At 43.2% G+C, this 11,919-nt stretch carries 10 protein-coding genes; 7 read left to right on the forward strand and 3 right to left on the reverse strand.

The window, feature by feature from the left end; translation table 11 throughout:
* Positions 1–31: 31 nt before the first annotated feature.
* The 5 genes from H7844_05330 (at position 32) to H7844_05350 (ending at position 7,434) form a co-directional block, all read left to right on the forward strand.
* Positions 32–1,363, forward strand: a complete 1,332-nt coding sequence (locus H7844_05330; protein MEO5356705.1) for a TolC family protein — start codon at positions 32–34, stop codon at positions 1,361–1,363.
* A complete protein-coding gene (locus H7844_05335) occupies positions 1,363–2,475 on the forward strand; it encodes an efflux RND transporter periplasmic adaptor subunit (GenBank protein ID MEO5356706.1) in 1,113 nt (370 codons plus the stop codon). Before H7844_05330 ends, H7844_05335 begins: the two co-directional genes overlap by 1 nt.
* Complete coding sequence (locus H7844_05340) at positions 2,472–5,540, forward strand: efflux RND transporter permease subunit (GenBank protein MEO5356707.1); 3,069 nt, start codon at positions 2,472–2,474, stop codon at positions 5,538–5,540. The genes H7844_05335 and H7844_05340 overlap by 4 nt, the downstream gene beginning before the upstream one ends.
* A gap of 253 nt (positions 5,541–5,793) precedes the next feature.
* A complete protein-coding gene (locus H7844_05345; protein MEO5356708.1) occupies positions 5,794–6,528 on the forward strand; it encodes an RNA methyltransferase in 735 nt (244 codons plus the stop codon).
* Positions 6,529–7,434, forward strand: coding sequence for a L,D-transpeptidase family protein (locus tag H7844_05350; GenBank protein MEO5356709.1), 906 nt, complete (start codon positions 6,529–6,531; stop codon positions 7,432–7,434).
* Positions 7,435–7,444: 10 nt separating this feature from the next.
* On the opposite strand, the gene H7844_05355 is transcribed toward H7844_05350, so the two are convergent.
* From H7844_05355 to H7844_05365, 3 genes are all read right to left on the reverse strand, one after another.
* A complete protein-coding gene (locus H7844_05355) occupies positions 7,445–7,720 on the reverse strand; it encodes an alanine-zipper protein (protein ID MEO5356710.1) in 276 nt (91 codons plus the stop codon).
* Between the two features lie 207 nt (positions 7,721–7,927).
* A complete protein-coding gene (locus H7844_05360) occupies positions 7,928–9,004 on the reverse strand; it encodes a radical SAM protein (protein MEO5356711.1) in 1,077 nt (358 codons plus the stop codon).
* A gap of 159 nt (positions 9,005–9,163) precedes the next feature.
* The gene (locus H7844_05365) at positions 9,164–10,648 is read right to left on the reverse strand and encodes a hypothetical protein (protein MEO5356712.1); all 1,485 of its coding nucleotides are present in this window, start codon (positions 10,646–10,648) and stop codon (positions 9,164–9,166) included.
* Between the two features lie 251 nt (positions 10,649–10,899).
* Between H7844_05365 and H7844_05370 the strand changes: the two genes are divergently transcribed.
* Both H7844_05370 and H7844_05375 read left to right on the forward strand, forming a co-directional pair.
* Positions 10,900–11,100, forward strand: coding sequence for a hypothetical protein (locus H7844_05370; protein ID MEO5356713.1), 201 nt, complete (start codon positions 10,900–10,902; stop codon positions 11,098–11,100).
* 370 nt (positions 11,101–11,470) lie between these two features.
* A partial coding sequence (locus H7844_05375; GenBank protein MEO5356714.1) for a hypothetical protein occupies positions 11,471–11,919 on the forward strand: 449 nt, incomplete at its 3' end.

The raw sequence follows: 11,919 nt of genomic DNA on the forward strand, positions 1-11,919 counted from the left end.
ATCAAATTAAAGTTGAGGAGCTATAACACCAATGAAAAGTTTCTTAAGATTAAAATCACATTTTTCTAAAAAATTTTATATTTTATTCGTGGCGGTTTTTTTTGTAATAATACTTCTTTCAGCCTCATTTTTACACTGTGCGGATAACACAATAGCCCCGGGGGCAGTGCTTACCATTGATTCCTGTGTTGATATGGCCCTCAGGCAGCACCCGGAACTATTGAGCTACTATTACACTGTAAAAGCTAAGGAAGCGCAGGTTGGGCAGGCACGTGCCGGATTTTTCCCGCAACTTGACTTTTCCTACTCTTATAAGAGAACTCAGTTAGTGCACGATTACTCTGCAACTTCTCAAAAAATCAGTAATAACTCTGATTTCTACACTGCTCTGGGCATTACTCAAACCATCTACGACTTCGGCAAAATCAGCACAAACCTTGAAATCAGTAAACTCAAACTTGACGCCTCCAATATGGATTATGCTACAAAACTCGACTCCATCATATACGATGTTAAAAAAGCATACTTTGGTGTACTAAAGGCCCTCAAGTCTGCCGATGTCAACAAGGAAACCGTTAAGCAGTTTGTTCAGCACCTGCAGCAAGCTAAAAACTTCTATCAGGCCGGTACTAAATCCAAATACGACGTGACCAAAGCGGAGGTGGATTTAAGCAATGCCAAGTTAACTCTCTTAAAGGCTGAAAGCACTCTCAAGCAGGCCTGGGTTACTCTTAATAATACTATGGGAATTTACTCAATCTCTGAATATAAGCTTACCGAGGCTCTCTCATATGCACCGTTTGATATAACATTTGAAGAGGCCATGGAACGGGCTCTAAAAAACCGTCCTGATTTGAAATCACTAATCGCCCAAAAGGAAGCCGCTAAAAAATCCATACAATATGCTAAGACCGATTACTATCCCACGATTTCAGGCACCGCCTCCTACATGTTTGACGGCAGCCAGTATCCGGTTGATAACGGCTGGAACGCCGGAGTTACGCTTAGTTGGAATATCTTTAAAGGGCTTGAGACAAAACACAAGGTGGCTGAGGCGGCGGCAAATCTGGAAACGGCTGATTCTAAAATAGATGCTCTCAAACTTGAAATCCAAAGCGGTACCCAGAAGGCATATCTTGACCTCAAACTTGCAAAAGAAAGTATCACTAATGCTGAAATACAGTTGCAGCAAGCCACAGAGAACAGGGATATTGTTAAAATCAGGTATGAATCCGGCCTGAGCAGCCCGGTAGAACTTACCGATGCTATGGTTACTCTTCAAAACGCCAACCTGACTCACATCAACGCCCTGTACGATTACAAACTTGCAATTGCCGCTATTGAAAAAACCATGGGTAAATAGTGAAAATTAAGACACTTTTTTTAGTTTCCATCTGTCTTATCATTTTGGGCTGCAAATCTAAGCCCCCCAAAGACGGGATGGATTTTCCTGTGCCGGTCAAGATTGCAGAGGCACAAACACGGGCAATTCCAGTTGAGCTTTCCACAATTGGAAACGTACAGGCTTATGATTCCGTCACGATACTTTCTCAAGTGACGGGAGTTCTGAAATCAATACATTTTAAAGACGGTGCCGATGTTAAAAAAGGCGACCTGCTTTTTACAATTGACCCTGCTCCTTTTAAAGAGGCATTGAGGCAGGCGGAGGCAGCGCTTCAAAAAGACATTGCGCAGCTCAACTTTTATAAGGCTCAGGCACAGCGATATGCTTTTTTAAAGGAAAAAGGTGCAGTCTCACTCTCTGAATATGAGCAAAACACCTCAAGCGCACAGGTATATGAGGCAATGGTTCAGGCTGACCGCGCAACGCTTGAGGATGCAAAAATCAAACTCTCATATTGTTACATCAAGTCCCCGATTGAGGGAACCACAGGGGCTCATTTAACCGATGAGGGTAATGTTGTTAAAACCACTGACACTAAACTTGTCGTAATTAATAAACTATCGCCGGTTTATGTTGTGTTTTCGTTACCTGAGGGTAACTTCTCTAAGGTTAAACGTCACAAGGAAGCCGGGGAACTTAAAGTCACAGCCTCACCCTCAGACGACGAAACAAAAATAACCGAGGGAACACTTACTTTTATTGATAATACAATCAACAAAGAAACCGGTATGTTTAAACTTATGGCCACTTTCCAAAATGCCGGCAAGACCCTGTGGGATGGCTGCTTTGTCAAGGTAACGTTACGCCTCAGCGTTGAGGACAATGCAATAACTATCCCTAACAGAGCTGTTAAAGAAAGCCAGCGTGGTAAGTACTCATATGTTGTGAAAAACGATATGAGCGCACAGGAGCGTTTAGTGACGGTTGACAGGGTCTATAACGACATGGCGGTTATAACTAAAGGGATAGCCGCTGGAGAGACAGTTGTAACGGACGGACAGTTGAAATTAAAGTCTGGTGCAAAAGTGGTGATAGTGAAAGAGGATGAAAACCCCGGAAAGGAAAAGTGAATTTATCTGAAATCTGGATAAAGAGACCTGTTGCAACAACAATTGTAATGTGCGCCCTGTTGATATTTGGGCTGCTGAGTTATAACAACCTGCCGCTTGATTACCTTCCCACAGTGGATTTCCCAACGATAGTGGTGTCGGCATCCTTGCCGGGAGCCGGTGCCGAGACAATGGCGGCATCCGTAGCAACCCCTTTGGAGGAGCAATTTTCACAAATTGCAGGCCTTGAGGCTATGACATCAACCAGCACTACCGGTTCAACATCAATAACACTTCAGTTTTCACTGAACCGCCATATTGACGCCGCCGCCCAGGACGTCAACTCCTACATATCCGCTGCCATGGCCAAGCTTCCACCCGATATGCCGGCCCCCCCGACCTATAAGAAAACCAACCCTGCCGACAATCCAATTATCTACATAACCCTTAACTCTGAAACCATGCCCATGGCAGCCCTCTACGAGTATGCTTCCACTTTTATCGGCAAGCGTATCTCTATGATTAACGGCGTCTCAGAGGTGGCTATTTACGGCTCTAAGTACGCAGTCAGAATTAAGGTTGACCCCAACAAGCTTGCCTCTATGGGTATAGGTATTGACGAGGTGGCAAAGACTGTAAAAACCGGAAACGTCAATATGCCGACTGGAACCATTGAGGGGCCCTATAGGTCGTATATTATCAAAACCACCGGACAGTTGTTTGACGCTAAATCATACGAACCCTTGATAGTTTCCTACTCGCAGGGCTATCCGGTAAGAATACGCGATGTGGCCACAGTGCATGACAGCACTAGTAATGACAAACTAAACGCATGGTATGTAAGCAAAGACAGAGCCACAGAGTCTATCATACTTGCCGTTAAACGCCAGCCGGGCTCTAACACTGTTGAAGTTGCCGACAGGATTGAAAAAATGCTGCCTCAGATTAAGCTGAAAATCCCTGAGTCGGTAAATGTATTTATGCTGTATAACAGGGCGGACTTTATACGTGCCTCTGTCAGAGACGTTCTGTTTACACTGTTTTTTACCATAATCCTTGTAACAATCGTAATATTTATATTCTTACGAAGCGCTCGTGCCACGGTTATTCCCGGGGTTGCAGTGCCGCTGTCGATTATCGGCACTTTCTCAGTTATGTACATACTTAACTACAGTTTAAATACGCTTTCTCTGATGGCGCTCACCCTTTCAGTGGGTTTTGTTGTGGATGACGCAGTGGTTATGCTTGAAAACATCTACAGACACACGGAGATGGGCAAACGTCCGCTTGAGGCGTCTTTCACCGGCTCACGTGAAATAGGTTTTACCATTATTTCTATGACTATTTCCCTTGTAGTGGTCTTTATTCCGATCCTCTTTATGGCCGGCATTATGGGAAGACTTTTTCACGAATTTGCAATAAGTATCGGGGTTGCTATCCTGATTTCAGGATTTGTCTCTCTTTCTCTTACCCCTATGATGTGCAGCCGTTTTCTCATTCACAAAAACAACGAACAACAACATAGCCGGCGTTACGCAATATTTGAGAAATTCTTTGACGGAATGTTTAGGCTCTACAGCGGCAGTTTAAAGTTTATACTCCGGCATAAGTTTGCAACACTTGTGGTGACCGTTTTAATTTTTCTTGAAACATTTCACCTCTTTGCGGTAATTCCCAAGGGGTTTATCCCAACAGAGGATCAGAACTTCTTTATAGTTGCCACCAAGGGGGATGACGATATTTCCTTTGACGATATGGTGGCTCATCACAAGCAGGTTGAACGCATAGTCATGAAACATCCTGATGTGCAAAACATGGTATCGGTAGTTGGTTTTCAGGGCAACAACAGCGGTATAATCTTTCCGATACTAAAAAACCTTTACACAAGAAAGAAATCGGTTGATCAGATTATAATGGAGCTTTGGCCGCAGGCAAATTCAGTTAGCGGCATATGGGCATTTTTACAAAATCCGCCTCCTATTCAACTGGGCGCTCATCAGACCTTTTCCACGTACCAGTTTACTCTTCAATCAACAGATGTGGCGGAACTCTATAAGTATGGAAGTATGCTTACCGAAAAAATGGCAAAGTTACATGGTCTGAATTCAGTTAACAACGACCTTGTTTTAAACACCCCGCGGCTTGACGTTAAAATCAACCGAGACAAAGCCTCTGCGCTTGGCTTAAATATCGGGCAAATTCAGGACGCTCTCTATACCGCCTACGGTACACGCCTTATATCCACCATATACGGCGACACAAACGAATATGACGTTATACTGGAAGTGCAGGAGCAATATGAGAAGAATCCTGCCGCCCTTTCCATGCTATACCTCAAAGGCGGCAATTCAAAGCTCGTACCGCTTAGCACAATAGCGGCGATAAGCGAGTCCTCAGGGCCACTGCAAATTAATCACACAGGTCAGCTGCCCTCGGCTACAATATCGTTTAACCTTAACCCCGGAACGTCTGTCGGAGATGCCGTTAGCAAGGTGACAGAACTTGCAAGAGAGGTATTGCCTGAGACGATTACTGCTTCATTTCAGGGCTCAGCTCAGGAATTTCAGAAATCATCCAACACCATGCTGGTACTTCTTATTATCACAATCGCTGTGATTTACATGGTACTTGCCATCTTGTACGAGAGCTTTGTTCATCCGCTGACGATACTAACATCGCTTCCTCTTGCCGGATTCGGTGCGCTTGTCACCCTTGTGCTGTTTCATAAGGAGTTGGACATGTATGCCTTTGTCGGCGTTATAATGCTTGTCGGGCTTGTTAAGAAAAATGGGATAATGATGGTTGACTTTGCGCTGACTCTTGAAAGGTCAGGGTCGAGCACAGCTGAGGATTCAATTTATCAGGCGTGTATGGTGCGGTTTCGTCCTATTATGATGACTACGATGGCCGCTCTCTTAGGAGCGCTTCCCATAGCTCTTGGCATAGGAGCAGGGGCTCAGGCACGTCAACCCCTAGGACTTGCCATAGTCGGCGGCCTGCTGTTTTCACAAATGCTGACTCTGTACGTTACACCGGTTTTCTATGTGTATCTGGATAGAATTAACAGACGATTTACCGCTAAATAGCTACAAGGAGGATGGTGCCACCTCGTTGCTCTTTTGACTACTACTTGGCATTAGGCGAATGAATGCAACTCGGTATCAGGTTTATCTCTTGACTTTTCTTTACCTTCAGTTGTTAAAATAAAAGTACAATTAAATGAAAAGAAACAAATGAAAAACGCTTGCTTCTTAAATATTTTACCCGCAATATCCGGTAAAGAGCTTGTTGAAATAATATCAGGGATTTTAGTTAAGCATGTAATTTGATGGTTTTTTAGTGAATAGTGCTTCAGAGAATATATATTTTGTTTTAATTGAGCCGCGTGAGCCCGGCAACATCGGAGCCTCAGCCCGTGCTATCAAAAATATGGGATTTACAAATCTTGTGTTGGTAAACCCTCACGGCCACCTTTCGATAGACGCCTACTTGTTTGCCCATGGTGCTGAGGATGTGCTGGAGCAGGCTGTTGTTTATAAAAGTTTTGAGGAGGCGGTAGGGCATATGCACCTTGTTATAGGAATGTCGAGGCGTTTTGGTAAAACGCGTGGCATATTTAAACCCATCGGTGAGGCGGCAAAGACTATAGTTGTGGAGTCTTTTGAAGGCAAGGTAGCACTGATTTTCGGCAGGGAAGACAATGGGCTTAACAACAAAGAGGTGGAATCATGTGGTTTTCTTGTTTTTATTCCCACCTCCGCCGCTCAGCCCTCACTTAACCTTGCTCAGGCCGTACTTCTTACAGCTTATGAGCTCTCCGATGTTTTTGTTATAGATTCAGCTTTTAAGGTAAAACCAAGGGCTACCACTCATCAGTTGACCAAGCTCTATGGCAGAATAGATGACACTCTGAAGGCATCGGGGTATGGTAAGCGTGGGAGCCATGACCTCCATGGGGAAATTATGCGTAACATTAAACATCTGTTAGGCCGTTGTGGTATGATGATGTGGGAAGTTGATATGATTCATGGAATACTCAGCCATATAAATAAAAAAATTTCAGAGGGGGAATAGATGTACCATATAATAAGTACTTTTTTAATAAGCATATTTGTTTTATTAACAGGTGTGAATTCTTTTGCCGGCGGGACTTTTTCACTTAACGATCCATCAAGACAAGTTATAGGAATTGAACAGTACTACCAGATTAACAACGACAATGACACACTTCATGATGTTGCTGTTTCGTATGGAATCGGTTATAATGCAATTGTCTCTGCTAACAATGGTATAGACCCATGGGTTCCCGGGGCTGGAACAATTGTCACCATACCGACTAAGTGGATTTTGCCGGAAGTTCTGGACGATGGCATTGTCATAAATCTTGCAGAGATGAGGTTGTACTACTTTTTTAATTTTAAAACCAGCAAGTTTGTCAAAACCTATCCGGTAGGGGTTGGCGATGAGGGCTATTCAACCCCGCTGGGTAGTCATCGTATAGTAAGTAAGGTTGTTAATCCTACATGGAAGCCGCCAAAGCACATACGGGATGAATTTCCGGAGCTGCCGTCTATAGTACAACCAGGGCCTGAAAATCCTCTCGGGAAGCATTGGCTTCAACTATCAGTTAGTGGTTACGGGATTCACGGCACCAACATACCCTATAGCGTTGGGCATAGGGTAAGCAGCGGCTGTATAAGAATGTATAACGAACAGGTGGCAATCTTGTTTGGCTACGTAAAGCCCAATACGAAAGTTAAAATCATCTATGAACCGGTAAAAGTCGCTAAGCAGGACAACAAAATATATATAGAAGTACATAATAATTATAACGAGGATAATATAACTAAACCGGATGAGTTATTGGCACTGGCTCAGAAGAAACTTAGTGGGAAGGACCTGTTTAAATTTGTTGATACCGGCTTACTAAATGATGCCATTAAGAAAGCAACAGGCCTTCCCACTGTAATTTCAAGATAAAATAGTGTTTTTAGTGCTTTTTCAGAGTTTTCTTAAAGCACTTGTCGCATTTTTCAGCGGCTCTTTCTGCTTTTCTTGCAGACTCTTCTGCTGCTGCTGCGGCTGCTGCTGCTTTCTTAGCTGCTGACTCTGCTCTGTCTGCTGCCATTTTGGCCTCATCAGCTGACTTCTTGGCGCTATCTTTCACGCTTTCAAGATAATCTCTGTCTTCTTTCCTGAGCTCATAAGTACAACCAAAGGTTACAAGCGTAAAGGCCAACAACAGTAATAACGTTATACGTCTCATTCGCTATACCTCCCTTTAAAGGTTTTTCGTGATAACCGCCTGAATGTACGGTTTTTATAGCAAGGCTTTGCACAACATAATACATTGACATAGTACAACATCCAAAACAAATAAATCAAGTTTTTTTATAAAATTTTTCATTGTCCTTTTTTTATCCGTTAACAGCCGCTTAAACAGCACTTGTTGATTCATTACAACCCTTATCATTTAAACAAATCCCAAGTGTTTTTTATCGGCATTGAGATATTCCATGACCAACAGATTTTTTTCGTTTGCCACACAGTGGTGGTTACATACCTTTGAAGGGTTTATATTAAAAAATTTATTTTTACCGTTAAGCCAGAAATCCTTAAACCTTACATCTTCAGGGGACAGCGAACCAAGCAGCCCATCTTCAAGATTATATGCCTTGTCCTGACAAGAGTACACATTTAAATCAGCCCCTATTACCGGTAGTATCTGCAAGTACGGACACCAGCCGTAGGGCTTATCGAACTTTTCATCCAACGTATGATAGGAGTCGAAAATTTCAAAACCGGCGTTTCCAAAATCAGCCTTTGCCCGTTGTGTCTGCTCCCGCACAGTGTTAAAAAAAGGCTTGTGGTATGCGTTGTTTTTAGCCCCTGAATTACTTACGATACACGGTGATATCTTAACGCTGTCAACTCCGGCGTCTTTCAGTCTGCCGACAAAACTATACACATTTGCGGAGTTAGCTTTATCCACAATGAAACTTACGCCAAGATAACATCCGCCACCCAGCTTTTTAAAATTTAATAGGTTTGTCATAACTTTTGTAAACTCCCCAGGGCCGGCCCCGCGGTATCCGGCATAGCTTTCATCGTCATAGCCGTCCATGGAGACTCTAATCCAGAGAGCATTATGAGCGAAGAGTTCAGCCGCCTCACCCCTTAGGTTTGAACCGTTGGTAAGGGATGCAAACTTTACCGGAGAGTCTGAGAGTCTTTTGGCGGCCTCAATCAGGTGAGGATACAAAAACGGCTCGCCGCCGCCGCTGAAAGTAACAGCCTTAACTCCCATTTCTATAATATCCTCTATAATTTCCAGCATTTTATCCCCGGCAATACTGTCCCGCCTGTTCATGTCTTTGCCAAGCTGAAGATTATCGGCTTTGTAGGCGCAGTAGCTGCAATTATGGTTACACAGGTTTGTAGGCTTTATTCTTATGTGAATCGGAGGCAAAATCTCAGGGTTTTCTATGGGAAGCGACTCCAGCTTCTCTCTAAAGTGGAATATCTTCATTTTTGTATAAAGAAGACTCATGTCTTAACCAAATGATATGAACTCGTAATCATCACAATGTATAGCAGACTCTCCATAACACCGGCTATTATAATACTCCATACTATAAACCTTGTCAACAGGGGGGCTGTAAATTGTTAACCCTGGGCAGTGCTCTCAAAATGCTCTGAGCATATCACACTATAGTTTAACGGGCAGATGTCCGCTAAAAGGTGTTTCTCCCATAAGACAACGTAAAACCGCCCTTTCGGCCTTTTCAGAGGAATCGTATGAGGCAATAAGAACATCCGCCTCCTGAAAGTGTCTCAACACGTAGGGGTTGCCAAAGGAGATTACTGTTGTGTGTCCGGCACGTTTGATTATACGTTTAAGTGTTTTTATTTCCAGCTCTGAAACTCCGTAGTTTTTACTGAAAGCGGAGATTGAGGTATATATGGCTGCCACTACTTTCTTGCCTTCAATAAAGGGTTTATCCATGATATTATGGCCCCCAAAGAGGTTATACAAAAACACCCTTGAAGAGAAACCGCCCATGTAGATAAATTTAACGTCACATGAGTTTTTCATAAAGGGTGGGGCATCCCCCTTAACCAGAGTAACAGACTTATCAAATAAGCGGCGTGATAAGTCATTATGGCTTTCATAATCGGCGGCTGTAGCAGCAGTTGTTTTTAGTTTTTTTCTTAAATGCAACACCCTTTCTGATGATTCCAATATACGCTGCTGTTTAAGAGTGCCGTTGTCTAAAGAGTTAAGCAATTCCGACACAGCCTGTGTTACATTAACAGGGTGAAGCAACACATCAGCTCCTGCGTTTAAGCACTTGGTGTGTACATCCTCGATACCCTTAAGTGCATCCATGTTAAGAGCATCAGTTAAAATAATTCCGTTGAAAGACAGATTTTGCCGCAACAGGTTTGTTACGATTTCCATAGAAACGGTGGCAGGCAGGGAGTCTATCATAGGAAGGCTCAGGTGTCCCACCATTATGGAGTCAACCCCTGAGTTAATGGCCGCCTTAAACGGATAAAGTTCTATTTCGTTAAGCTCACCGAGGGTTTTATGAATTACGGGAAGTGTCAGGTGGGAGTCACTCTGAGTGGAGCCGTGTCCTGGGAAATGTTTGGCACATGAGATTAGCCCTGCCTTTTTTATTGTCTCAATATAAAGGCGGCCATACCATGCAGTTTTTTCCGGATCATCAGAAAAAGCCCTGTTGCATATTATAGGGTTCAGTGGGTTGGTGTTAACATCCAGAACCGGAATAAGCGGCATATTAATACCCACATCAGCGGCCTCAGAGCAGATTGAGAGCAAAAGTCTTGTGATATCAGCGGAGTCCTTATCGTCTCTGTTATAAAAAGCCGCAGCTACCGCCATCTGACATGGGAAAACGGTTGTACCCTCCACCTGTTGTCCTGTTCCCTTTTCAATATCTGAGGCAATCAGCAGAGGATAGTCGGCCTGTGTTTGGATATCGGCAATGAAATCTTTTAATTCATTGCGTTTGCCGCCAAAGAGTAAAAAACCGCCTATTCCCTTTTTAACAAGGTCTATATACTCCTTTTTTTTATTGGAATCAAGAAAAGCTCCGTCAAGGCGGCATATTATAAGTCCGTAAAGAGCCTTTGTCAGCACCTCCGCAGGTGTTTGATTATTGTTCATGAGAGAGTGTATCAAAAAAGGCTATAACGTTACAACTTTTTTGCCTGATTCGGGAAAATTTTTCCCTGAAACGGCAAATATTTGTCATAAGCCGGAGAGTATTTTTTCAATGTTTGTATAGAAATACGAGTTCTGCTCTCGTGGCATAGTTTTTGCTATGTATAATATAGTTTTAAAAATAATCAGCTTAGGCTTAATAGACTAACAGACAGAGTTTAGGTAGAAAGATAATTAGTATAAGGAGGCACACAATGAATGCAAAGGAAACAGTAGTTGTAAAGGGCTCCGTACCATTTGATATGCTTGATGAGGATGAACAGATAATGTCGGTGATAATGGCGCTGAGGCAGCATGGGAAAATTGACTTACCGATGAACAGCAATTTTGAGAACGCTATCAGACATGTAAGAGAAGAGGCCGCATCGGTAACAATGCCGTACTATACGAAATAAGACGTTGCTCTAAATACACATCCACCTCATCCCCCTTAGACTGCCAAAAAGTTACTAAACTTTTTGGCAGTTCCCCCCTATTTTTAGAGAGTGTTCAGTATATTGTTTCTCTCCTTTATGTCGGATTTCGGACAACAACTTCGTCTTGTGCTCTATATCTGCTACTGTATATAATTGGTAATACTAAGTAGCCTTCATTCGTCTAACTTTGCCGGCATTGTCACAGGCACATTAACGTACGAAAAAGTACGCCTGAGTTGCCTGTTCCCAGCCGCCTGTGATATGCTTATGAATACAGCTTGGTATGAAATGTGTTCCTGTTTAAATTAAATTCGCATGATGTTAGCTATGACAGAGGAGGAGGGTATCAATGCCATGGATAAGCGTTACACTTAATATTTCCAACGAGCAAAGGAGCAACTTAAAAGAACTCGGCTTGCAGTTTGCCGAAGAGATGGAAAGCAGGGGGAGAGCTGATAAAAAAACCCTTGAGCCGCTAAAAGAAGAGCTTTCATACATCATCAACGCTAACTCTGAGGTCAAGGCCATTGTCAAAGATGCACTTGCAACCGGCAATCATTACGCTCTGCGGCTCATTGACTCCGACAGCGAAATCCTGAATCTCCCGTGGTCAATGGCTGAGGAATCAGAGACAGACACTCCGCTTGGCAGTATCGAAAGCCTCCATATATTAAAAACGCCGGCTGCTGTAATTGATAAAAACTTATCAGATTTTACACCGCATATAGTCAGCCATTGTGCTTTTACCAACCCCGCCCTGGCCTTTCAGCAGTATGGGAATTCTATCAAAAAACGGCT

This window comes from Nitrospirae bacterium YQR-1, assembly GCA_039908095.1.
Taxonomy (GTDB): Bacteria; Nitrospirota; Thermodesulfovibrionia; order Thermodesulfovibrionales; family Magnetobacteriaceae; genus Magnetomonas.

Bases quoted from the DNA above. Each gene is read 5' to 3' on its own strand.
- H7844_05370 (MEO5356713.1), top strand. From the start codon at position 10,900: ATGAATGCAAAGGAAACAGTAGTTGTAAAGGGCTCCGTACCATTTGAT.
- H7844_05355 (MEO5356710.1), bottom strand. From the start codon at position 7,720: ATGAGACGTATAACGTTATTACTGTTGTTGGCCTTTACGCTTGTAACC.
- H7844_05365 (MEO5356712.1), bottom strand. From the start codon at position 10,648: ATGAACAATAATCAAACACCTGCGGAGGTGCTGACAAAGGCTCTTTAC.
- H7844_05330 (MEO5356705.1), top strand. From the start codon at position 32: ATGAAAAGTTTCTTAAGATTAAAATCACATTTTTCTAAAAAATTTTAT.
- H7844_05360 (MEO5356711.1), bottom strand. From the start codon at position 9,004: ATGAGTCTTCTTTATACAAAAATGAAGATATTCCACTTTAGAGAGAAG.
- H7844_05350 (MEO5356709.1), top strand. From the start codon at position 6,529: ATGTACCATATAATAAGTACTTTTTTAATAAGCATATTTGTTTTATTA.